General features: G+C 47.2%; 19 protein-coding genes, 2 pseudogenes and 1 CRISPR repeat array. Of the genes and pseudogenes, 11 read left to right on the top strand and 10 right to left on the bottom strand.

Going from position 1 to position 22796, the window contains the following annotated elements; all coding sequences use genetic code 11:
* The first annotated feature begins 91 nt into the window (after window positions 1–91).
* The gene (locus NST62_RS02075; RefSeq protein WP_342463088.1) at window positions 92–889 is read left to right on the top strand and encodes a hypothetical protein; all 798 of its coding nucleotides are present in this window, start codon (window positions 92–94) and stop codon (window positions 887–889) included.
* A 399-nt stretch (window positions 890–1288) separates the two neighbouring features.
* On the opposite strand, the gene NST62_RS02070 is transcribed toward NST62_RS02075, so the two are convergent.
* The 3 genes from NST62_RS02070 to NST62_RS02060 all read right to left on the bottom strand — a co-directional run bounded on the left by NST62_RS02070 (window position 1289) and on the right by NST62_RS02060 (window position 3189).
* Window positions 1289–1912 (bottom strand): hypothetical protein, encoded by a 624-nt coding sequence (locus NST62_RS02070; protein WP_342463087.1) that lies wholly within the window; start codon window positions 1910–1912, stop codon window positions 1289–1291.
* Window positions 1882–2352, bottom strand: a complete 471-nt coding sequence (locus NST62_RS02065) for a hypothetical protein (protein WP_342463086.1) — start codon at window positions 2350–2352, stop codon at window positions 1882–1884. Before NST62_RS02065 ends, NST62_RS02070 begins: the two co-directional genes overlap by 31 nt.
* A gap of 297 nt (window positions 2353–2649) precedes the next feature.
* Window positions 2650–3189, bottom strand: a complete 540-nt coding sequence (locus NST62_RS02060; protein ID WP_141603267.1) for a competence protein ComK — start codon at window positions 3187–3189, stop codon at window positions 2650–2652.
* Between the two features lie 350 nt (window positions 3190–3539).
* Between NST62_RS02060 and NST62_RS02055 the strand changes: the two genes are divergently transcribed.
* The 6 genes and pseudogenes from NST62_RS02055 (at window position 3540) to NST62_RS02030 (ending at window position 9890) form a co-directional block, all read left to right on the top strand.
* Window positions 3540–4028 (top strand): sigma-70 family RNA polymerase sigma factor, encoded by a 489-nt coding sequence (locus NST62_RS02055; protein ID WP_141603268.1) that lies wholly within the window; start codon window positions 3540–3542, stop codon window positions 4026–4028.
* A gap of 738 nt (window positions 4029–4766) precedes the next feature.
* Window positions 4767–6386, top strand: coding sequence for a zinc ribbon domain-containing protein (locus NST62_RS02050; RefSeq protein ID WP_342463085.1), 1620 nt, complete (start codon window positions 4767–4769; stop codon window positions 6384–6386).
* 296 nt (window positions 6387–6682) lie between these two features.
* A pseudogene (locus NST62_RS02045) lies at window positions 6683–6796 on the top strand (helix-turn-helix domain-containing protein); the annotation flags it as partial.
* A gap of 349 nt (window positions 6797–7145) precedes the next feature.
* Window positions 7146–7703 (top strand): DUF6431 domain-containing protein, encoded by a 558-nt coding sequence (locus tag NST62_RS02040; protein ID WP_087959845.1) that lies wholly within the window; start codon window positions 7146–7148, stop codon window positions 7701–7703.
* Between the two features lie 140 nt (window positions 7704–7843).
* Window positions 7844–9097: an IS481 family transposase gene (locus NST62_RS02035; RefSeq protein ID WP_099232911.1), complete on the top strand. Its 1254-nt coding sequence runs from the start codon at window positions 7844–7846 to the stop codon at window positions 9095–9097.
* Window positions 9090–9890, top strand: coding sequence for an AAA family ATPase (locus tag NST62_RS02030; RefSeq protein WP_087959892.1), 801 nt, complete (start codon window positions 9090–9092; stop codon window positions 9888–9890). The genes NST62_RS02035 and NST62_RS02030 overlap by 8 nt, the downstream gene beginning before the upstream one ends.
* A gap of 1033 nt (window positions 9891–10923) precedes the next feature.
* Here the strand turns inward: NST62_RS02030 and NST62_RS02025 are convergent.
* A complete protein-coding gene (locus tag NST62_RS02025) occupies window positions 10924–11574 on the bottom strand; it encodes a hypothetical protein (protein ID WP_328216247.1) in 651 nt (216 codons plus the stop codon).
* Between the two features lie 1585 nt (window positions 11575–13159).
* Here NST62_RS02025 and NST62_RS02020 point away from each other — a divergent pair.
* Both NST62_RS02020 and NST62_RS02015 read left to right on the top strand, forming a co-directional pair.
* Window positions 13160–13921: a helix-turn-helix domain-containing protein gene (locus tag NST62_RS02020; RefSeq protein WP_342463274.1), complete on the top strand. Its 762-nt coding sequence runs from the start codon at window positions 13160–13162 to the stop codon at window positions 13919–13921.
* Window positions 13922–14434 carry a DUF6516 family protein gene (locus NST62_RS02015; protein WP_328219975.1) on the top strand — a complete coding sequence of 171 codons (513 nt, stop codon included), beginning with the start codon at window positions 13922–13924 and terminating at the stop codon, window positions 14432–14434.
* A gap of 124 nt (window positions 14435–14558) precedes the next feature.
* Window positions 14559–14859: direct repeats of the CRISPR family, unit length 32 nt; unit sequence GTTTCAATCCCCTCACACACGCGGGGTGCGAC.
* Between the two features lie 402 nt (window positions 14860–15261).
* Here NST62_RS02015 and NST62_RS02010 read toward each other — a convergent pair.
* The 4 genes from NST62_RS02010 to leuC form a co-directional block, all read right to left on the bottom strand.
* Complete coding sequence (locus NST62_RS02010; protein ID WP_342463084.1) at window positions 15262–15519, bottom strand: hypothetical protein; 258 nt, start codon at window positions 15517–15519, stop codon at window positions 15262–15264.
* 1152 nt (window positions 15520–16671) lie between these two features.
* Window positions 16672–17022, bottom strand: coding sequence for a LytTR family DNA-binding domain-containing protein (locus NST62_RS02005; RefSeq protein WP_141603344.1), 351 nt, complete (start codon window positions 17020–17022; stop codon window positions 16672–16674).
* 25 nt (window positions 17023–17047) lie between these two features.
* Entirely contained in the window at window positions 17048–17635 is a 588-nt protein-coding gene (leuD, locus tag NST62_RS02000; RefSeq protein WP_141603345.1) for a 3-isopropylmalate dehydratase small subunit, read from the bottom strand.
* On the bottom strand, window positions 17632–19029 hold the full coding sequence (gene leuC / locus NST62_RS01995) for a 3-isopropylmalate dehydratase large subunit (protein WP_342463083.1): 1398 nt from the start codon (window positions 19027–19029) through the stop codon (window positions 17632–17634). The genes leuD and leuC overlap by 4 nt, the downstream gene beginning before the upstream one ends.
* A gap of 111 nt (window positions 19030–19140) precedes the next feature.
* Between leuC and NST62_RS01990 the strand changes: the two genes are divergently transcribed.
* Together NST62_RS01990 and NST62_RS01985 are read left to right on the top strand one after the other, a co-directional pair.
* Window positions 19141–19800, top strand: coding sequence for an IclR family transcriptional regulator (locus tag NST62_RS01990; RefSeq protein WP_328216752.1), 660 nt, complete (start codon window positions 19141–19143; stop codon window positions 19798–19800).
* 483 nt (window positions 19801–20283) lie between these two features.
* The gene (locus NST62_RS01985; RefSeq protein ID WP_342463082.1) at window positions 20284–21030 is read left to right on the top strand and encodes a hypothetical protein; all 747 of its coding nucleotides are present in this window, start codon (window positions 20284–20286) and stop codon (window positions 21028–21030) included.
* 536 nt (window positions 21031–21566) lie between these two features.
* Here the strand turns inward: NST62_RS01985 and NST62_RS01980 are convergent.
* A complete protein-coding gene (locus tag NST62_RS01980; protein ID WP_342463081.1) occupies window positions 21567–21776 on the bottom strand; it encodes a hypothetical protein in 210 nt (69 codons plus the stop codon).
* Between the two features lie 757 nt (window positions 21777–22533).
* Window positions 22534–22770: pseudogene (locus tag NST62_RS01975) on the bottom strand (ATP-binding protein); the annotation flags it as partial.
* Window positions 22771–22796: the final 26 nt, after the last annotated feature.

Here is a 22796-nt window from a genome sequence, read left to right as displayed (position 1 = left end):
GCGCCACCTCTTCAATAAATTGGTAACTATTCATGGATTTTATTATGGCACACAAAATAAAAATTGCCAATTCGTTCAACGGAATTTGCACATGAACAAGTGGAGCGGCTTATCTGCCCGAAATCATTCTACATATGCCCAAGATGAATTCCCATCTGCCCAAGTTCACACCCTTTATGCCCGAGATGAATCTCCATCCGCCCAAGTTCTCACCCTTTATGACCAAGATGAATTCCCTTCTGCCCAAGTTCACATCTTATATGCCCGAGATGAATCTCCATCCGCCCAAGTTCTCACCCTTTATGACCAAGATGAATCCCCATCCGCCCAAGTTCTCACCCTTTATGCCCAAGATGAATCCCCATCCGCCCAAGTTCATTCTCTCTATGCCCAAGATGAATCCCCATCCGCCCAAGTTCTCACCCTCTATGCCCAAGATGAATTCCCATCCGCCCAAGTTCTCACCCTTTATGCCCAAGAAGAATCTCCATCCGCCCAAGTTCTCACCCTTTATGCCCGAGATGAATCTCCATCCGCCCAAGTTCTCACCCTTTATGCCCGAGATGAATCTCCATCCGCCCAAGTTCTCACCCTTTATGCCCGAGATGAATCTCCATCCGCCCAAGTTCTCACCCTTTATGCCCGAGATGAATCCCATCCGCCCAAGTTCTCACCCTTTATGCCCAAGATGAATCCCCATCTGCCCAAGTTCATCCACTATATGCCCAAGTTTATTCCTCATCTGCCCAAGTTCATCCACTATATGCCCAAGTTTATTCCTCATCTGACCCAGTTCTTACCCTATATGCCCAAGATGAATCCCCATCTACCCAAGTTCACATACATTATGCCAAGTTTAATCCTCATACGCCCAAGTCCCCCACCCTAATTTCCCCAAACCAAAAAAATCACCACTGGCCGACAAATAAGCCAGTGGTGTCCTGTTCATCCAAAAATCAAACATTTCATTTTCATCCATTCTTCGTTCGCCTTTAATGAAGGCATATCAAATTCTCTCCGCATTCAAACCTGCTGCTCAACCTTATCCGACCGTGTATACACACCATCCACCCAAGCACATATTCTATATGCCCAAGTCAACTCTCTTCCACCCAAGCACACATCCGATATGCCCAAGTCAACTCTCTTCCACCCAAGCACACATCCGATATGCCCAAGTTCAACTCTCTTCCGCCCAAGTTCACAACCTATATGCCCAAGATTAATTTCTATCCGCCCGGGCGGACACAGCATTCCTCCCAAGATCAAACACGCCACTTCACATAACTCAATCTTCCCTGTTATCCCGTCCACATCTCTCCATTCCATCCAAAACCGCCTGTTTCAACTCGGAGGGGGCGTCCGACCGGATAAGGACCTTCCGATATTCCTTTTTCACGCCCAACAACGAAACGACGGCAACCGGCTTTTTCATGACGAGCATCAAATGGGGTTCCGGCGTTTCAAAATCGCCGGCGATAAAATCAATGGTGTCCTTGTCCCTCTTCTTGCCGATTTCCGGATTTTCCTTGACCCCCTCAATATCTTCAAACCGGATTTCCGCCCGCTTCAACAGCCCGAACGACAAATACATCGCCTCATCATCAACATACACCGGGTTCAACCGCACCGCCTGCAGATCGCCCAACAGAAAAATAACCGAATACACATTCAAAAACAGAAGAATCAGGGAAAGCACCATGGATTTCTCATGCAGCCACCAATGAAGGCCGATGGTTTCAATAACAATGGCATGGATCAGCATCAGCTGAAAGACGACATAACTGGAATTTTTATAAAGCGTAATCCCCTCTTTCGGCTTCTTCTTCCAGCTGAAGAAAGCATAATAAAACATGAGGAAGTCCGTGCAAAGCAGCTGGATCAGCTGATGGTTCGGTATGTATTCGTCCACCGCCTTGGAAACGAAAAGATGAGGGGCAGCGGACTTTCCTTCACCCTCCGGACGATCTTCGGCAAATATTTGACCAACACAAAGATGACGGCCAGCTCCAAAAGAAACAATGCCGATTCGATCGCAACCCCCGCCCAAGTAACAAAGAGGAATGGCTCCAAAAAGGACTTGGGAATCAGGAATCTGGCGGCAACGCATCCCGTCGCGAACAAAAGGATTGCGGATTTCGCGCTGAATTTTTTCTGATATAACATGAATAAAACCGGGATGGTGATGACAAAATCGAACAAGCTTCCCAGAACGACCGCCTTGGCCTCTTCCGGCAACAGCGACAAACCAAAATCCGTATGATACAGAACAAGATTGCTCAACAGCACAAGCGCCAACAACAACAACCAAACTTTGCTGCCTTTTTGTACCGTTTCCGTAGCCGTCATCATATCACCCTTGCCATGTCAATTTCATTCCGCTCATCACCGGAACCCTCATCTGAAAAAACCGGTTTTCCATCAGTCCCGATGAAAATGCTCTTTATACTATTAAACCATGCCACGGAGCAAAATGAAACGTTCAGGGCAGCTTTCGTCCGTCAAAATTTTTTTGCTATCAAACCACGCTATAACGAAAAAAATGAAACCTTCAAGGCAATTTTCGCCGGCAAAATTTTACGATACCAAACCATGCACCACGCATATGGAACATTTAGGCCAATTTTCGTGCGTCAAGATTCTGCACCATTAAACCATGCCGTCGCGCAAAATGGAACCGCAAGCGGGTATCGCATCCACTTTCCAAAACCCTTTCCGGCCCGACAAATACTTCGTCTCATACAACAACGCCATGGCGAGCCTTCTCCGCTCCCACACCTTTTCCTCGGACAAGCCCACAAGAAACCGATCATGATTCCGGAAAACCACGTGGCAGGAGTTTTTGTCCACCCGCTCGACCTTGAATTCCAGATCAATCGCCCACAGCGGCTCGTGGTAGCCTTCCATCGGCAGCTGGCAGGCGGCCATTTCCCGCTCTTCCGAAATCACAATCGGCGGATTTTTCCGTTTTTTCAATATTCTCCTCGCCGACTTCATCCGTCCATTCAAATCGGCGCCGAAGCAGATGCACACTTCATCCAGCAGCTGCTGCACCGTTTTCGTCGATACAAAAATCCCTTTGTCGTAAGTCAAAATCTTTGATGAATGCAATTCATTATAGAAAGGCGTAATCGCATAAACATTGAAATTTTTCATGATGTCCATTTCATTCATTTCTCTGTTTATCATTTACATCCCCCCTATAGTTGGCTGCATCATCCGCTTGTATATACTATGGCCTATCTCAAGCGCGCATGGAAGGTTCATAGACTTACAACATATGGCCCAGCATCCAACTAGAATTATACAGTATAAACAAAAAAATACAATACAAAATGTAGAATTTTTAAAATTTTCCTTAATTTGATAATTTACCTAATTTTTCATCAATTCTCAAATATTTCAACTAAATTTTCCTAAAAAATCCATAAGATTTTCATCAAAATCCGCGAAATAACCGATTCGATGAAACGGCGGGGCTTTCTTATGATAAAAGCACCCGGGAATATGGATCAGCGCTGATCGCAAGGAGAAGCGGAATGGAGGCGTTTGATCAGATTCTAGAACAATATGCCCCGATGATGTACAGGGTGCTGAAACGGGCGAGGGTTTACAAAAACCATGATTATTACAAACATTGCGCGACGATTGCCTTGTGGGAGGCGTGGAAGAATTACGACCCGGCGCGCGGGCCTTTTGCGCCGTACGCGTACCGCATGATGCTCACCGCGGTTTTCAGGGAAATGAGCCTGGAAAACCGGTATGATGAACTCCAAACGAGCTGCGAAAAGGAGACGCTCACCTTTTTGGCCCACCAGCGGCAAATGAAAACCGGCGCGTCCGCCTGTCCGGAACTGTTCATGGATCTGGAGTCCCTGGTGACGCGGGAAGAAATGGAACTGCTCCTGGACATCTATTATTATCGGTATAAATATAAAGAGTTGGAGAAGAAATATGGCGTCACCGCCGAGGCCATCAAAAAGCGGAAGGACCGGCTTCTGAAGCGTTTGAGAAGGAAATTGCGTTGAGAACATGGCATCCCGTCCCAAATCAACAAGAAGGCTTGGGCGTTCCATGAAGCGGTTGCGGATAAGTTGCGCTGAAACCGCGAACCTCCCACGCCTTCAAAAGGGCGGGACCGCTTCATGAAACGGTTGCGGGAGAAAATGGGGAATTTGCGGATATCCGGGCCGATGCCATGGAGATATATGGCCTGAGCCCCAAATGCGGCACTCATGCATCCCGCACAATACTTTAAATAAAATACCGAAAGCTCTGAACACTCCGCTCATTATAGACGGAACCATAGATAATAATGACAATTGCATGTATGTTAAACAATCGTGAATGCCGGGTATCTCATGGCGCCCGGCATTTTTTCCGTTTTCCCTTAAGCGCCTGCACAATCTGTTCGGCCAGGAGCTCGAATTCCACTATGACGATTAGGTTCCGCCATTCTCCCTTCCTTTTTTTGGGGTGCGCTACTTTACTTGAATAGAAGATGTCATGCCGGGTTGCCCGGGGTGTACCCTGCCCGGCATTTTTTCATCCGCCGCGGAAGCCGCTTTCATCCCGCCCCACTTCCCCAACTTGCTCCCCCTTACTAATAATTTAAAAATCAATTTCATAATGTAATAGCGGTAAGAATGGGTTGCATTGCAGACGCCCTTGCCGAGCGCCTTTCGGGTGTCCCCGATCGGCGGCCGGCGCTTTCGGCACCTGACATTCCAAAATACTTGGCACTCCCACCAGAATGGAGGTTCACCATGAAAACATGTCCACATTGCAAACGGGCAACCGGCGGCAATGAAACGTTCTGCATCCATTGCGGCGCGGAACTACCGGATTCCGGTACGGCGCCGATTCCATCCGAAACAACCATCAGCCAAACCTGCTCCCGCTGCAGGCAGCCAATCGCGCCTTCCCAAAACTTCTGCAGCCATTGCGGAGCCCGGCTTCAGCAGGAAACACCGGTCCGAAAACGCAGCCAAATCCGTGCTGAAAAACGCAGCCAAGTACGCGCCAAAGAAAAAACTCCGCTCCCTTCCCAAACCGCATCATTCATCCAAAACAAGATCCGTCCTGTAATCAGCGCCTTCATCCAAAACAAATTTCTTCCCGCCGTCCAGGCTTTGGGCCAAAGCAAAATCCTGAGCAAAGACAAAAACATCGCATTCATCTCCATCCTGGCGGCCATCCTGCTGTTTACCGGAGCCCATCTGTTCATCCGGCACACACTGGATCCTGTCAATCAGGCCGACAAAATCGCCAAATACGTGGAAAACCATAAACCGGCGAAACTGGCCGATGCCTTCACGTACACCGAAAAAACCTACGTCAATCCGAAAAGTTTTTATACGTATATGGAAGACAACCAATGGATTTTAGAGAAGTTGAAAAACGCCGCGAAGGAAGCGAAACGGCACGGCAGCGCGGAAGTGAAGGACGGATCGGGCAACCGCATCATCTCCATCGCCAACAAACCGTTTTTGCTCTTTTACAAGAAATACGAATTCAGGGTGCGGCCGGTCAAAGCGCTGGTGTCCACGCCCGATCCCGGCCTGGAAGCGGCCATTTCGGTGGGAAACAAAGAGCCCGTTCCCATCAATAAAGACCGTGTCAACATCGGCTATTTCGCCCCGGGTCCTTATGAATTCACCATTACGTATAAGGACGATTATTTCACGAAGGAAGACAAGGTCGAAGTGTATTTATCGGGGGAGCAATATGAATTTCCGATCAATCTGAAACTGAAGCCCATTGAATTGACGTCGGACATCCCGGATGCGATTGTGTATATAAATGGAAAGAACACGAAGAAGACGGCGGAGGAAATCCAACTGGCAGCCGCGCCATTGGATGGTTCGGTGGAAATCTATGCGGTGGCAACGAATGAAAACGGGGAAAAAATCAAATCCAAAACCCTGCATCTGACAAACGGCGATGCCCATATCACGTTTCCGGATGCAAAACAAGTGAAATTCACCCAGGCATTTTATAACGCTCCGGCTTCGGACGCCGAAGCATGGATCTTGAATTTCCGGAAGGACTACGAAAAGGCCGTCAACCATGCGGACTTTGATTACGTGGCCGATTATTTCGTGAGGGGCACTCCAATCGAAAAGGAATACAGGGATTTCGTGGAAGGCCACCGGGGAATCAGCGGCTATGAATACCGCTTTTTGTCAAACGATATCGTGGATGCGGCGCTTCTCCCGGACAACGGCATCCTGATCGAAACGCGGGAAGCCTTCGAATACCGTTCCAAGGAAGACGGCCATTGGTACTACGAACGACAAAAGAGATACACTTTGCAAAACACGGGCGACGCCCTCAAAATCGCCGATGTGGAAGCGAATACGATTAAGAAGGAAAGGCGGGATTAGCGGGCGGGGATTGGATTGCCCTGGTACCCGGGATTTCAAGAACGGCTCTGCAATTATAGCTTGAATACGTTGGCGTCGATCCTGGAACTTGCAAGATTAGCTCTTCAATTGGCTTATCCTTTTATAACTTGAATACGTTGGCGTCAGTCCTGGAACTTGCAAGATGCATGGAGTTTTCGGAGAGCAAGGGCTTGGCGCGGGGCTTTGCACTGAACGCTGGGGCCAAGCATGGAAAGAGGTGTCTTAGGGACGCCTCTTTTTTATTTCCGCCTTGCATTTTGGCGCTGCCGTACTTTATTTTAAAAACCGGCCAAGCCAAGGCCATCCGGTTCTCCACATTAAACGCCATCTGCAAGGCCCTGAACTGCCAGCCCGGCGATTTATTGGAATATGTGGAAGACGAGGAGTAATGCGGCTTTTGGAGCTCCAGGTGCTTGCAGGGTGCCTGGGGTTTTTATTGGGTTCGGGGTGCTATCTGCCCGAGTTGTTAAGCTATTTGCCCAAGATCATTCTCTATCTGCCCGAGTTGATTCTCTTTCCGCCCGAGATTAATCATCATCCGCCCAAATTCAGTTATCTGCCCGAGTTGATTCTTCATCTGCCCAAGTGTAAATTATCACTTTATTTCGGAACAAAAGAGCCATTTTTTTGCACATTCCTTCAGAAAGCCCTCTCCCCTTTTCTGAAAGAATGTGCTAAATTTTTTGTGAATTATTTCGGAAGAGAAAATCCATCGGTTCATAGGAGGGGGAGGAGGACGTGATTCAATTTCATGACTTTGGCATTGACGTCCAAACGTATGCAGAGCGTGGAAAAGAAAACGACTTCCCTCTTCTGAAAAAGTGTCCGCATTGCCGGGCCAAGCGCCCGTTGCACCGCCACGGTTACTATGAGCGAAACGCATTGACCCCACATGGTGATTATCGCATTTGGATTGTCCGGTATCGCTGTCGGGAATGCTTGAAGACGGTGAGTGTGCTGCCTTCCTTTCTCCTCCCGTATTTTCAGTATACGTTGTCCGCCATATGGCAAGTCGTGAAAGAGCAGTTGGGATTGACCGAGGGGACGAACCGGGCTCCGTTTCTCCCGACAAAGGACGGCATCATCTTTTATGTCCGGCGGTTCTGCCGAAACCTATCAAACCTTCACAGCTTTTTTGCGAGGCGGTGGAGGATCATAGGCCCTATCGTGAAAAAAGAAAAGGAACGGGCTTCCTGGTGGATCCGGACGTTGGAGAAACACGGTCTCTATTCGGTCATCAGAGACATGTGGGAGGACGGATTCCGACACCCTTTTGCGAATCAAATGGGATCCTGATTTTACATACATATCCTAAATTGGAAATAGTTGAGGTTCCCACAAACCTTTCCTATCGACGGAGAAAAAGCGATCCGGTACGATAAGGGCAGACGGACCGGAACGGTCCTGATTCCAAGTGAGACAAGGAGGAGATTCGAATGGATGAGTCGATGAGACACGACATTGCCCTGTTTCGGTACGGGCTAATCGCTCCGTTGGTGAATGGGCAGGTGGAACCGAAGACGTATCTGAAAGAGGTGAGCGAGCGAGTGCACCATGTTCCCCACCAGGGCGACAAACGAATCGCAGCCAAGACGATCCTCGATTGGTGCACCCGATACAAAAAAGGGGGCTTTGACGCCTTAAAGCCGAAGCGCCGTTCGGACCGCGGCCACTCAAGGCGTCTGTCGCCCGATGATGAGGATCATATTTTAGCCCTAAGAAAAGAACATCCCACCATGCCCGTGACGGTGTTCTACGAACACCTGATCGAGCAGGGGGAAATCCCAGAAAATCATACCTCTTACTTTACTATATACCGATTGTTGAAAAAACACAACCTTGTCGGGAAAGAAATCTTGCCCATGCCGGAGCGAAAGCGCTTTGCGTATGACCAGATCAATGAGCTTTGGCAAGGGGACTTATCCCATGGACCAACGATTCGAGTCAATGGGAAAGCCCAGAAAACGTTTTTGATCGCCTATATCGATGACTGCTCGCGGTTTGTGCCGTACGCGCAGTTTTTCCCTTCGGAGAAGTTTGACGGGCTGCGGATCGTCACGAAGGAAGCGGTGCTTCGTTGCGGGAAGCCGAAGCGCATTTACTCGGACAACGGGAAAATTTATCGATCCGAGGTGCTGCAGTATGCGTGCGCCGAGATGGGAATTACGCTCATCCACACCCAGCCGTATGACCCGCAAAGCAAAGGGAAAATCGAACGGTTCTTCCGCACCGTACAGACGCGGTTTTATCCGCTGCTGGAGTTGGATCCCCCGAAGTCGCTCGAAGAGCTGAACGAGCGCTTTTGGAGGTGGCTTGAAGAGGAGTATCATCGAAAACCGCACGCCTCGCTGGACGGAAAAACGCCGCATGAGGTGTTTCAATCGCAAGTGCATCTCGTGTCGTTCATCGAAGATGGCGATTGGCTGGATGCGATTTTTCTGAAGCGGGAGCACCGCAAGGTCAAAGCCGATGGAACGATCACCTTGAACAAGCAGCTGTATGAAGTGCCGCCCCGGTTCATTGGGCAATCGATTGAACTCCGCTATGACGAACGGGGCGTCTATGTGTACGAAGATGGAAGGAAGGTGGCGGAGGCCGTTCGGGTTCGTTTGGAGGACAACGCCTATGTAAAACGCCATCGGTCCCCGTTTGCGGCGATTCCGGCGAAGGAGGGAGAACACGGTGTATAAATCGTTTTACTCCCTTTCGCGGGAGCCGTTTGCGAAAGAAACAGACCCGTCCGAGGCGTATCAAGGGGCGCCGTTTCAGGAAGCGTTGCGGGCGCTGGAGTACGTGAAACGAACCCGGGGGATCGGGCTGTTAATCGGAGAGCCAGGGGCGGGCAAGACGTTCGCCCTTCGGGCGCTGAAAGAGTCATTGAATCCATCATTGTATCATGTCGTCTACTTTCCGTTATCCACCGGAGGCGTGATGGATTTTTACCGTGGTTTGGCCTTGGGATTAGGAGAGGAACCGAAGTACCGCAAGGTAGACCTCTTCCGCCAAATCCAGCAGGCGATCGAGCGATTGTATCATGAACGGCGGATCACGCCGGTGTTCATTTTGGACGAGATGCATTTAGCGAAGGATGCATTTTTACAGGACATCGCGATCTTGTTCAACTTTGAGATGGATTCGACCAACCCATTTGTCTTGATTTTGGCCGGGCTGCCCCATTTACAGGGGAAGCTGCGGCTCAATCAGCACCGCCCTCTCGACCAGCGGATCATCATGCGATACCGGATGGGGCCGCTGGAGAAGGAAGAGGTGGCGGGCTACATCGAACATCGGATGAAACAGGCCGGGGCGAAGCATCCGATCTTCACCCCATCGGCGTTAGAGTCGATTGCCCTGCAGTCGCGGGGATGGCCTCGGGTGATCAACACGTTGGCCACGACGTGCCTGTTATACGGGTACCAGCTGAAAAAGGACGCCATTGACGAAGAAATGGTGCGCATGGCCGCAGAGGAAATGGGGTATTAGCACGAAAGGGGCCGAATCGGCCTCTTTTGTGCTTTCTCTTTTCCATCGATCCATCAGGCGCGCTGGAAATCTTCATCTGAAAGAGCGTGCAAACGTTCCGAAAGAATGTGCAAAATCCGGAACAATCCGCAAAAATTTTGCACATTATTTCCGAATCCGCCTGAAATAATTTGAAAAAGGGATTCTGAAATAATGTGCTAGTTTACACCCAAGTTCATTCTCTTTCCGCCCGAGATTAATCATCATCCGCCCAAATTCAGTTATCTGCCCGAGTTGATTCTTCATCTGCCCAAGACCATTTTCTATGTACCCAAGTTCATTCTCCATTCGCCCAAGTAGATTCACTATATGCCCAAGTTAATACCCCATCTACCGAAGACCACTCTTTATACGCCCAAAATGAACCTCCATCCGCCCTAGAATGCACTCTAACTGCCCAAGATGAATTCCTATCCGCCCAAGCGATTACTCCAAGTTCCTGAGTTAATCACCATCCGCCCAAGTTCAGTCTCTATATGCCCGAGTTGATTCTCCATCCACCCAAGATAAATCCTATCTGCCCAAGAACAAACCTCATTCGCCCAAGATGAATCTCCAAATGCCCAAGCAATCATTTCATCCGCCCTAGAATGCACTCTAACCGCCCAAGATGAATCCTTATCTGCCCAAGACCGATATCCATACGCCCAAGATACCCCCTATACGCCTAAGTGAAGCTCCAAGTGCCCAAGTTATCACCCTATTCGCCCAAGATTATTCTCTATATGCCCAAGTTGATTCTCCATCCGCCCAAGTGAAAACTCCAAATGCCCAAGTTCATTCCTTATATGACCAAGATGAATTTCCATCCGCCCAAGTGAAAACTCCAAATACTCAAGTTCATTCTCTATCTGCCCGAGTTGAACCCCTATCCGCCCAAAATCATTCTTTATACACCCAAGTCCACCCCCACCCTCCCTTCGATGATTTCCATTCGAGCGAATTCCTTCCAAAAAACCCCAAAACAAAAACCCCTTCGTACTCAAAGGGTTTTTCATTGCACATCCGCTTCCTTCTTTTCCGCCAAAGTCCTCACAAAAAACGTAATAAATAGCATCACCAAAAAAGGAACGACAGCAACATAAGCAATATAAATCAATGCGTACTTAATCCATTCCCATAAGTTGGGTCCGGCCAAAAAATAATCAAAATAATCCGTTCCCACAAAAAACTCAAACACAACCGGATAGCATCGGGTCGCCAATGCCACACAGCCGATCCAAAAAAGAAAATTCAGCACCTTTGATGTCCCGCGCCCCAACACCATCAACAAAAACGTAATCGCAAACGCGGCAAACACATACACCTGGTAATCCATCGAATAAGCCACTAAAAAATGGGTTCCTAAAAGGATTGCCAAAACCATTCCGATTTTGAATAATAATCCCAGCATTTCAAAAGCAAAAGCTTCATCACTAACCCATTCTCCGTCAATCTTATGGTATCCCCTTGAACTTAATTCTTCCACGGCTTTATAATCATACTTGGCCCTCTCCATTAATTCTTTGGTAGAATAATATTTATATTCATATTCCTCCTCATCATATCCCCTTAACTTCAATTCTTCCCTAGCATCATAATCATACTCGGCCCTATCCTTTAATTCTTCATCAGAATAATCTTCATAATCCGAACGCTTTCCCATTTTCAACCACCTTTTAGAACAAAATTGAACTGAAAGTCGATACAATCGAAAACATATTTTACAATACTCTGCAAACTTATTATTTCCTATTGTATCCAATTAATCAATCCCGTTAATAAAACATCCTTTCCTTAGAGTAGAGGTACGAAGAATTCCCAGAAACCGTTTTCCAGCTAAAACGTTCTATATTTTACAAATTCAACCAATTGAAAAGGAGCTGAATGTACTTGCCATCCTCCCAAAAATACAAAGAACTGATTTTCATCGTCCTGGCATCCGTGTTTGCCTGCTTTTCATTATATATAATCGAGCGAGATGCCTGCCCCTGCTCCGTCCACAATTCCTTTTCATCCAGAAATAATCAATATAGAGATAACGCAAAGTTCAGCACTTTTTTCAGTTTTATACCTTTCTCGATACCAACCAAATCCATTTCCCCAAACTGCCCAACACCCCCTCCACCAACTGCCATCATATTAGCAAAATAATCGGACCGCTTTTGAAAATCTTACAGTCCCCGCACGAATGTGGGAAAAGCAGAGAATTCCAAATAAAAATGCAGCCTTTGCGGATTTTCCCTGCCATGCAAAGGCTGCGTTTTTTTGTTTGGCAAGCGGAAAATTAAAAAACTTAAAAAACGATCTTGTTAAAGCAACAAGAGGGATTTAGGAGGGAGGGTTAGCTTGGATCCCTTTATTAATGCGGGGTGGGACTATCGAACAAACAAAAACCAGTGGGTGCATTGAAGTGTTTCAATCCCCTCTTATATCGGAGTGTAATCAAACCAGGATATGAGAAATTCGAACCACTGATTCAATCCCCTTATACATACGGGGTGCAACCGGGTACACATTTACATTTTGAAACTAAAACGGAAGTTCCAATCCCCTCCTACACGCGGGGTGCGACGCGGTTGAAGAACTCAAAAAAGAACTTGAAGAAATATGTTTCAATCCCCTCACACACGCGGGGTGCGACAGGGATTTATACGTAACTTCACCATTCGGTTGGAGTTTCAATCCCCTCACACACGCGGGGTGCGACCGTAGGGAAAAAAGTGTATGAATGGGTTCAAGATATGTTTCAATCCCCTCACACACGCGGGGTGCGACGGACAGCCAACTTTTTCATCCCTTGCGGCTCAAGGGCTCCGAAGGCCAAAAGTACGAATCGAAAAAAATGCCCTCCAAAAACCTTAATTTTATTATACAAAATCCCCGGAAATTCAGGAATACCAACAGGTGCGAATCCCCCGGGAATTTTATGTTCACTTGGCATTAGCACCAATGATATGGATCTGCACAAGATGGCGTTTCTTTCCTCACAGGCCAAGACATTATCGCATATGATTTCTGCACAAGTCCAAACATTACATATTTTCCCAACCGGTTCAAAGCCATCCGCGCAAGCCTTTTATGTAAATCCAATTCCCCGAAACTTCAAAATCCCCTGCATTTCTTTTCAACTCCACTTGTTTTAAAACTGAGTGAAACGGAAATGATTAATAAAAAACAAAAATCATTAACTTAACGAAATTGAAATATATTAAACAATAAATGTATAATAGGAGGTGAAAGAGGTGAACATGATGAGTTTGGCAATGTTGGATGCGAAGCAGATGGATATCGACAAAGCCTATCAGGACGAAGATTGGCTTAAAGTAAAAATTGAAACGTTGCAGGTATTGAATTATGCGGTGGTCGTTTTCCTCAATAAATTCCAGGATCGCATAAGCAGCATCATCTTGGATGAGGAACATTTTGATTTTAACGAACAATACCTCATGTCCAGCAAACATCATGAAGATTTGCTGCAATGGATGAACCGGTTGGCACATTTAAAAACGCCGATGGACGACGCGGAATTCGGCAAATTAAAAATCGATTTTGAAAACTGGTTTTACAAAATCGGGGGCAAAAACATCAAATTTGAATACAGAGATCACTATTTGTTGACACCAAAAGAAGCGGCAGACATGTTGAACGTGTCAAATGTCACCGTCCATAAATATTTAAAAAATGGTTTGGAGTGCGTGGATACCCGTTCACACCGAAAAATCCCAAAACATGCGGTCCTTTTATGGAAAGACCCCGTCTACTGTATTCTCATGCAAAAAATTTATCACGAAAACAAGATGCGGAACCAATCCCCGGAAGAACGGCTGAACGACATTTGGAAAGAATTGTTGGATTACCAATTAAAATACGGCTTAACATACGGCGTCGACACGTTGGAAAAAGCGCGAAAACTGGCGGAGAGCGAGGAGATGGACATATCCGAATATTATCAATGGGAAGCGTTGATAGAAGAATTTGAAGAATTGAAAAAGAAGCTGAAGGGGAATTGAATGAACAGGAATCCTGTCGACAAAAGCCATAGGGATGTCAAGGAAAAATTGCTTCCTGCAGACATTGATGAAATCCTAAAGAAATACGGCCATCTTCTTGCCGATTATCCTGCCATTGCCGAAAACGGTCCCATTTATCCCGAATATAAACGCACCAAAAGGTTGTTGTACGTTTTATTCCCATTAAAAAAGCATCCCGTCCACGGCATAACAGGACTGCTTGCAATCGAAAAGTATGATGCGGACGGATATGTGGAAAAGTATTCATATCAATGGAAAGTCATTTATCCGAAGATGGGGAAGATGTTCAAACATATATCCGCCTGGGAAAACGAACCCCATGACGCCGAATGGACAGAAAAAGCGCTTCAGGTTGAATCAGAACCGCACCATCACCATCATGTCCCCGGAGACCGCAAGCAAAGACAAGCCAATTGGGATGTCTGGACCTTGGATGAAGCTTTTGCTTTTGTCGCGGAATATATAGAATCAGGGAAGGAATACAAACCGTAAAAGATGCCTCGTCAGATTGCGAGGCATCTTTTTGTTTTTATTTTATGGATGATTGCGTGGGGGGGAATTCGCTTTTGTGGGGCGTTGTCAAGATCGAGGATTGTATAAGGCAAACATATTATTTGTTTTAATCCCCTCCTACACGCGGGGTGCGACCCGGAGGTGATAGTTTGTACGAAAAAATACCGCAAGTTTCAATCCCCTTATACACGCGGGGTGCGACAAAGAACAGTGCCTCGATCTTCCGCCTCTTGTATTTGTTTCAATCCCCTCACACACGCGGGGTGCGACAAATCAGTTGGTCAATACACCGGATTAAAGGACAAGTTTCAATCCCCTCACACACGCGGGGTGCGACTAATATGGCGGAGAATCAAAGCAAAGAATTCTGGAGTTTCAATCCCCTCACACACGCGGGGTGCGACGCCAACTTTTTCGGCCCTTGTGGCTCAAGGGCTCCGAAGGCCAAAAGTACGAATCGAAAAAAATGCCCTCCAAAAACCTTAATTTTATTATACAAAATCCCCGAAAATTCAGGAATACCAAGAGGTGCGAATCCCCCGGGAATTTTATGTTCACTTGACATTAGCACCAATCGATTACGGCAACCATGCCAGCAAATCTTCAATAAGTCCCGCTCCCCATGCCAAAAAAAGAGAACCGGTAAATCCCGGTTCCCCACTCCGACGGCCTATTCCCTCTCCAATCCAGCCGCCAACTTCCCGTAACACTCCATAAACGCCCCGAACGAGCTCTCCTCCGAAAAAGCGAAATCATGGTTTTTCAAAAACTCCGCGAATTCCAAAAACCCGGCCTTCACCAACCGCTTATACTCCTCCGCGGGAATCGGCTTGGATACCTTCCCGGTCGCTGCCCAATTCCTTCCGATGAAACACCAATCCCGCATCGGCCGCCTCGATCCGAATCTCATACAGCGAATCCAACAATTCCACACGATACTCCCGCTCATCCGGGAACAAGAGCGGCTCCGCCAACAACTGCCACGTGAACAACAAATCCGTGGTCTCCATCTCTTTGTTTAAAATCACTTCCGAATCATAAAGGAAGGAAATGCCACCTTCCAAATAATCCCACCTGTCACACCAGCTTCCCGTTCACTCAGACTTCTCCTTCATACCTGTGGCCATCCTCTTCTCCATTTTTTCTGCAAAAGATCAGAAATGTTGAATGAAAGAACAGACACTAGGACAATGATTGATCCATACAAAGAATGGCGTGATGAAAAAAATCATTCCCCTAAATATCATCATGCGGGATTTCCGCTTGAATCCAAAAATGAGAATCATCAGTGCTATGACAATTGATAAAGTAAAAAATATTTGATTAAAGTCATTGACCACCATTACATTATTCTGGAAATATTCGGCTTTTCCCTCCCGCCGCTCAAATAAAAAATAAACGATTTCCAAACTGGTTAAATCGGTGAAGCTGAGATCCTATCCGCCTAAGGTGAAAACCATACGCCCGAGTTCCCGCTCCATACGCCCAAGTTCATCCACTATATGCCCAAGTTGAATTCCTATCTGCCCGAGTTAAAACCCTATGCGCCCGAGTTCCCACTCCGTATGCCCTAGTTGAATGCCCATCCGCCCAAGGTGAAACTCATATGCCCTAGTTGAATGCCCATCCGCCCAAGCTCATCCACTATATGCCCAAGATAAACACCCATGGGCCCAAGCTTCCGCTCCATATGCCCAAGTCCGGTTCCTATCTGCCCAAGTTAGAAACCCATGCGCCCGAGTTTCCACTCCATATGCCCAAGGTGAATTCCTATCCGCCCAAGGTGAAACTCATATGCCCTAGTTGAATGCCCATCCGCCCAAGTTCATCCACTATATGCCCAAGTTGAATTCCTATCTGCCCGAGTTAAAACCCTATGCGCCCGAGTTCCCACTCCATATGCCCAAGCTGAAAACCCATGCGCCCAAGTTCCTACTCCATATGCCCAAGCGAAAACTCCAAGTGCCCGAGTTATCACCCCTCCGCCCAAGTTCACATCTTATATGCCCCAAGTTGAATTCCCATCCGCCCAAGGTGAAAACTCATATGCCCTAGTTGAATTCCTATCCGCCCAAGGTGAATCCCCACATACAATCCCCCGCCCCTTCACTTTTCTCCAAAAATTCCCACACCCTCAAAACAAAAGCCGGAACCGTTGCGGTCGGCCCGTGCCGCATCCGCCAACAGTGCCGGCCAAACTTCCATTTTCAACATTTTTATTCTATACTATTCAAAGTAAACAAATTTTCCAATTGCCCTTTGGAAACCAGAGCTTCGGCTTTGGTTTCCTTAAATTTTACAATAAAATTGTTGTAATCCCGCCGGTTCAACCCTTTGACAAGATTTTTATTGATAATAAACGACCGGTGCGCCCTGACAAAATTGTCCGGCAAACTGCTTCCGAAAAACTTCAGCGTCGTGCGGACCGGAATCGAATCGTGCTGAGAAATAATGCAGGAACATTGGTTGATCCTTTCGATGAACAGGATTTCAACCAACGGAATAAACAGCGTCTGGCCCCTCTTGGTGGCGGCCGGTTTGGATGAATGAACGATTGCAACTTCCATCTGCCATCTCAGTCCCTTTCCCCCATTAGATGATCCGCGGAAGAAAGCTTGGTCTCTTTGCTTCGTAACGTTGGATGGCCTCCTGCTCCAATAACGTGATTTCAATCTCGTTCAATCCGTGAAGCAGTTTGTATTGCGTAAATTGATCCATGTGAAAATGCCATTGGAATCCTTCGCAAGTAATCGTTTTTTCCGCAATATCGATGGCAAATTCCGTTTGGGGATTCGCCTCCGCGATGGCGATCATCTGCTTGACGATCGGATCTTCCAGTTCAATCGTGACCAATCCCACTTTGGAGCAGTTGTTTTTGAAAATGTCGCCGAAGGAAGGCGCAATGACCGCCCGAAAACCGTAGTCCAGCAATGCCCATGGCGCATGTTCCCTGCTGGAGCCGCATCCAAAGTTTTCCCCGGCAAGCAGAATGATTGCGTCTTTGTATTCCGGACGATTCATGACAAAGTCCGGATCTTCCCGCCAATCTTTGAAAAGATAGCCGGCCATATTGGTGCGCTTGGAAAATTTCATCGCATCGCTTGGCGCGATCTGGTCCGTGTCGACATCCGAAAATCCCAACGGCAATGCCTTTCCGGCAATGTTTCTGATCTTTTTCATCGCGCTACCTCCTTCGCCATTTCCGCAGGATCGGCCAATTTGCCCATGATGGCCGATGCCGCCGCAACGGCCGGGCTGACCAAATGCGTCCGGGCCCCTTTTCCTTGCCGTCCTTCGAAGTTTCGGTTGCTTGTGGACGCGCAGCGTTGTCCAGCCTCCAGCACGTCCTCGTTCATCCCCACGCACAAGGAACATCCGGAAGCCCTCCATTCAAATCCGGCATTGACGAAGATGTCCGCCAATCCTTCCTCCTCCGCTTCCCGCTTCACTTTCATCGAACCGGGAACCACGATGGCTTTGACGCCTTCTTTCACTTTGCGCCCTTTCACGACGTCCGCCGCCGCCCGCAAATCCTCTAACCTTGAATTCGTACAGGATCCGATGAACACGGCATCAATCTTTACCTCTTTCATTGGCATGCCCGGTGCAAGACCCATATATTCCAATGCCCTTTCTTCATTCGGATCTTTCGGCACCGGCACCATGCTGTCAATGGAAACCGCCTGGGCGGGCGTCGTTCCCCATGTCACGAACGGTTTGATATCCGTCACATCGACCACGACTTCCTTGTCAAAAACGGCCCCCTCATCGGTGTGCAGCTGCTTCCATTCTTCCACCGCCTTTTCCCACTCTTCGCCTTTCGGGGCAAACGGCTTGTCTTTCAAATATTCAAAAGTGGTTTCATCCGGCGCAATCATGCCGGCACGAGCCCCGCCTTCGATGGTCATGTTGCAGATGGTCATCCGTTCCTCCATGGAAAGTTCCTTGATCACATCGCCCCTGTACTCGATCACATGGCCGACGCCGCCGTCCGTGCCGATGATCTGCAAAATGTATAAAATCAAATCTTTGCCCGTGACGCCTTTTGGTCTTTTTCCGGTCAAGGTCACCGCCATTTTTTTCGGCTTTCTTTGGCGGATGGTTTGGGTCGCCAGCACATGGGCCACTTCGCTGATGCCGATTCCGAATGCCAAAGCGCCAAACGCCCCGTGGGTGGACGTGTGGGAATCGCCGCATACCACCACCATGCCGGGCTGGATGATCCCTTTCTCCGGCGCAATGACGTGGATGATTCCCTGATCCTCCGAAGCCCATGGATAGACTTTCACCCCAAAGTCTTTGGAATTGGCCATCAAGGTTTCCATTTGTTCGGCGGCCACCGGGTCTCTGACAGGTTCATTCAAATAGGAAGTCGGCACTTGATGGTCCATGGTGGCAATCGTCAAATCCGGCCGTCTCACTTTGATCCCCATTTCCCTTAGAGCACGGAAGGCATGCGGGGAAGTCACTTCATGCATCAAATGGAAATCCACGTAAAGCAGATCCAAATTGTCCGAACTTGTGACTACATGTTTCTCCCAGACTTTGTCAAACAACGTCTTTGGTTGCGACATTTCTTCATCCCCCTGTTCAAAACGCTCCCAAAATCCCACTATATGAGATATAATTCTCATATAGTGGTTAAGCACATTAAAACGGATTCAGAAAGAGGGTGCAATAGTAAAATGGGAGTATTAACCAAAATCGTAAGTATTATGGATTTCCTTGCCGAAAATGGAAGCGGGGATTTAAATACAATCAGCAAAGGGACGGGCATCCCCCGTTCCACCGTCCATCGCCTGCTGAGCGACCTGGAGGAAGCCCACTTGGTCGCCAAAACCCGGGAAGGATACACGATCGGCCCAAAAATCGCCATTTGGAGCGATTCCGCTTATGCGAAAATCATCGCGGAAGCCGCGAAGCCGATCCTGAAAAAGCTGACCGAATCCACAAATGAAAGCAGCCAAGTCTATATCAGGGAAGGAGAACAACGAATCTGCATCACGTCGGTGAATGTTGCGGGTCTGGCCAACATGGTGCCGGTCGGGTCCATCTTCCCGATTGGGGCGGGTTCGGCCGGAAAGGTATTCAAAATATGGGAAGATGAAATCTCCAATAAAGAGTATGACGCCATCCGCCGCCAAGGATGGGTGGAAAGCGTGGCGGAGCGGGAGCCGGGGGTGGCCAGCGTCAGCGCGCCGATCTTTTCCAAAAGCGGGAAGCTCATCGCTGCCATCAGCGTGAGCGGCCCCATTTCCCGGCTGGGGGAAAAACCTTCGGAAAAATTGGCCGCTCATGTTCTGAAAGCCGCCCGGGAGCTGAATGAAAAATTGAATGAAGGCTGATGGGGCGCATCCGGCCGATCCGCCCCCAAACAATGCATGAAAAAAAGAGCCCGATCATGGAATCGGGCTCTTTTCTGTCGTCTATAATCAGAAAATTCAAAATCAAAGAGCTTCAAATACATTTCACCCGCTAAACAATTACAAAAACAGATAAAAGCGGCCAATTACACCATTGAATTTTATATAATACCGATTGTTAATATATTGAAATTGGTGGAAATAAATACGATTATCCCCTACTTCCCCGGTTGTCATTCATGCAATATTATTCTAGGAAAACAAAAATTTTTAAGCGAAAAATCAAAAATATTCTTGCAATTTTATTAATTTTTGTTATTATATTAATCAGATTGATGACTCTATGAAACATCTATCAATTTATACATAGGGGACGTCCCGAACGTCGCCCTTCTTTTTTTTTTTGCCCAAAATTATTTGCATCCCTCCAAGATGAATCTTTATGTAATCAAGGTGCATTTCTATATGCCTAAGTTGATTTTCTATATGCCCAAGGTGATTTTCTATATGCCCAAGAGGGTTTTCTTTCTGCCCATGTTTGGCCTCTATCTGCCCAAGAGGGGGTGCTTTCTGCCCGAGTTTAGCCTCTATCTGCCCAAGAGGGGGTGCTTTCTGCCCGAGTTTGGCCTCTATCTGCCCAAGAGGGGGTGCTTTCTGCCCGAGTTTGGCCTCTATCTGCCCAAGATGGAATCCCATCTGCCCAAGTTTATTCTTTATCTGCCCAAGGTGGAACCCCATTTGCCCAAGTTTTTTCTCTTTATGCCCAAGATGCAGCACCATCTGCACAAGCTAAATCTTTATCTGCCCAAGATTAAACCCCGTTCGCCCAAGCCGAATCTTTATCTGCCCAAGGTGGAACCCCATTTGCCCAAGTTTATTCTTTATATGCCCAAGGTGGAACCCCATTTGCCCAAGTTTTTTCTCTTTATGCCCAAGATGCAGCACCATCTGCACAAGCTAAATCTTTATCTGCCCAAGATTAAACCCCATTCGCCCAAGCCATATCCTTATCTGCCCAAGATGCAACACCATCAGCCCAAGCCGAATCTTTATCTGCCCAAGATTAACCCCCATTCGCCCAAGCCATATCCTTATCTGCCCAAGATGCCTCACTATCTGCCCAAGCCGAATCTTTATCTGCCCAAGGTTCCCCCTCCTTTTCCAAAATACATTAGGAGAATTATAGAATCGCTCGAAAAAAGTCTCAACTAAACGCCCAAACTAATCCACAAATAGTCATTTCATGGAGGTAAACATGGAACTCTTAGTTAATTTTTTCATTTTAATAGCATTTATCTCATGCCATTATCTGAATTTTTTTATTTAAGTTTTTTTGATGAATATACGATTTTCACCATCCTGTCAGCATCCGTTTTACCGCAGCGACGAACGGCTTATAGAAATATCGCAGCGATCTCCTTAAAAAATATCAGAAAATTTAAAATTTTGATTGCATATATTTATCGGCTTTGCTATAATATCACTAAGGTAGTACCTACAATTGCTACGTAGAGGGGACGTCCATCGAGCGTCACCCTTTTTTTACTAAAGGCACCCCGCCATGAAAAAACCACCTCCCTGTTGGAAGGCGGCATTTTTATGTTTGGCTATTCGTCTCCCTATTATGTATCGTGCACTGTCCAATTAACCCCAAGTATTTGGCCTCCGCGCGAATCTTTCAAGCACCCGGCGTGATGCCACTTTTCCCATCCTCTTTGCACAGAACCGCCAACCGAAACCAGAATCGGCTAATTGGTCATCAGTTTTTCCAGCCCTTTTTCCAAATGCACATGCAGGTCGCCCAGGATGGAGAACGTTTCGGCAATCACGTAACTCGGAAATAAATCAAACTCAAACTCATCCCCCGCAAAAGGATCCTCATCCGCAAGCGCGATCAACTCCACGACAAACCACAGATCCTCCCGCTTCAGCGACGCCAAATAGTCGGCAATCTGCATCTTATATTCATCCAGGAACTATATGCCCAAGAGGAAACCCCTTCCGCCCAAGTTACGAATCTATATGCCCAAGTTAGGATTTTATCTGCCCAAGTGTACACCTTATCCGCCCAAGCTAAATATCTATATGCCCAAGATGCATCTCCATCTGCCCAAGCTATGTATCTATACGCCCAAGATGCATCTCTATACGCCTAAATTCAATTTCCATCCGCCGAGATTCATCTATATATGCCCAAGATAAACCCTTATATGCCCGAGATCAAACCCCATCCGCCCAAGCTGAGTATCTATATACCCGAGTCAGAACCCTATCCGCCCAAGCCACATCTCTATATGCCCAAGATGAATCTCCATCTGCCCAAGCTATGTATCTACACGCCCAAGATGCATCTCTATACGCCTAAATTCAATTTCCATCCGCCGAGATTCATCTATATATGCCCAAGATAAACCCTTATATGCCCGAGATCAAACCCCATCCTCCCAAGAGGAGTGTCTACATGCCCTAGAGGAAATTCCATCCGCCCAAGATGGGTGTCTATATGCCCAAATTGAAACTCTATTTGCCCAAGATGCATCTCTATACACCCAAGTTGGAACATTTTCTGCCCGAGCTGCATCTTTATACGCCCAAGACAGAACCCTATCCGCCCAAAATCAATGTCTATATGCCCAAGTTAACACCTTATCTGTGTATTTTGCAATAGAAAAGTGCAGAGAAATGCAATGAAAAATGCAGAGGTTTGCCACCCATTTAATTCCTTTTCGACAATGTGTGGGACAGTCTATAGCTCTCGCCATGAAAAGAGATGATATGGGCGTGATGAATTAGCCTGTCCACTAACGCTGCTGTTAAACGAGAATCTGTAAAGATCCGGTTCCATTGACTAAATTCTAAGTTAGATGTAATAATTACGCTTTTCTGTTCATAAAACTCCGATATAATTTGGAATAATAATTCAGCTCCTTCTTTACTAAATGGTAAGTATCCATCTTATTTCCTCCTTAAGTAGCCCA

The sequence above is a fragment of the Ureibacillus sp. FSL K6-8385 genome, from assembly GCF_038593155.1.
GTDB classification, from domain to species: Bacteria; Bacillota; Bacilli; order Bacillales_A; family Planococcaceae; genus Ureibacillus; species Ureibacillus terrenus.
This window is presented reverse-complemented; position numbering and strand designations above follow the sequence as displayed.

Bases quoted from the DNA above. Each gene is read 5' to 3' on its own strand.
- NST62_RS02015 (WP_328219975.1), top strand. From the start codon at position 13,922: ATGAACAGGAATCCTGTCGACAAAAGCCATAGGGATGTCAAGGAAAAA.
- NST62_RS02065 (WP_342463086.1), bottom strand. From the start codon at position 2,352: ATGATGACGGCTACGGAAACGGTACAAAAAGGCAGCAAAGTTTGGTTG.
- NST62_RS02075 (WP_342463088.1), top strand. From the start codon at position 92: ATGAACAAGTGGAGCGGCTTATCTGCCCGAAATCATTCTACATATGCC.
- NST62_RS01985 (WP_342463082.1), top strand. From the start codon at position 20,284: ATGCCTAAGTTGATTTTCTATATGCCCAAGGTGATTTTCTATATGCCC.
- leuD (WP_141603345.1), bottom strand. From the start codon at position 17,635: ATGAAAAAGATCAGAAACATTGCCGGAAAGGCATTGCCGTTGGGATTT.
- NST62_RS02055 (WP_141603268.1), top strand. From the start codon at position 3,540: ATGGAGGCGTTTGATCAGATTCTAGAACAATATGCCCCGATGATGTAC.
- NST62_RS01980 (WP_342463081.1), bottom strand. From the start codon at position 21,776: ATGCAGATTGCCGACTATTTGGCGTCGCTGAAGCGGGAGGATCTGTGG.
- NST62_RS02025 (WP_328216247.1), bottom strand. From the start codon at position 11,574: ATGGGAAAGCGTTCGGATTATGAAGATTATTCTGATGAAGAATTAAAG.
- NST62_RS02005 (WP_141603344.1), bottom strand. From the start codon at position 17,022: ATGGAAGTTGCAATCGTTCATTCATCCAAACCGGCCGCCACCAAGAGG.
- leuC (WP_342463083.1), bottom strand. From the start codon at position 19,029: ATGTCGCAACCAAAGACGTTGTTTGACAAAGTCTGGGAGAAACATGTA.
- NST62_RS02060 (WP_141603267.1), bottom strand. From the start codon at position 3,189: ATGATAAACAGAGAAATGAATGAAATGGACATCATGAAAAATTTCAAT.
- NST62_RS01990 (WP_328216752.1), top strand. From the start codon at position 19,141: ATGGGAGTATTAACCAAAATCGTAAGTATTATGGATTTCCTTGCCGAA.
- NST62_RS02050 (WP_342463085.1), top strand. From the start codon at position 4,767: ATGAAAACATGTCCACATTGCAAACGGGCAACCGGCGGCAATGAAACG.
- NST62_RS02035 (WP_099232911.1), top strand. From the start codon at position 7,844: ATGGATGAGTCGATGAGACACGACATTGCCCTGTTTCGGTACGGGCTA.
- NST62_RS02020 (WP_342463274.1), top strand. From the start codon at position 13,160: ATGATGAGTTTGGCAATGTTGGATGCGAAGCAGATGGATATCGACAAA.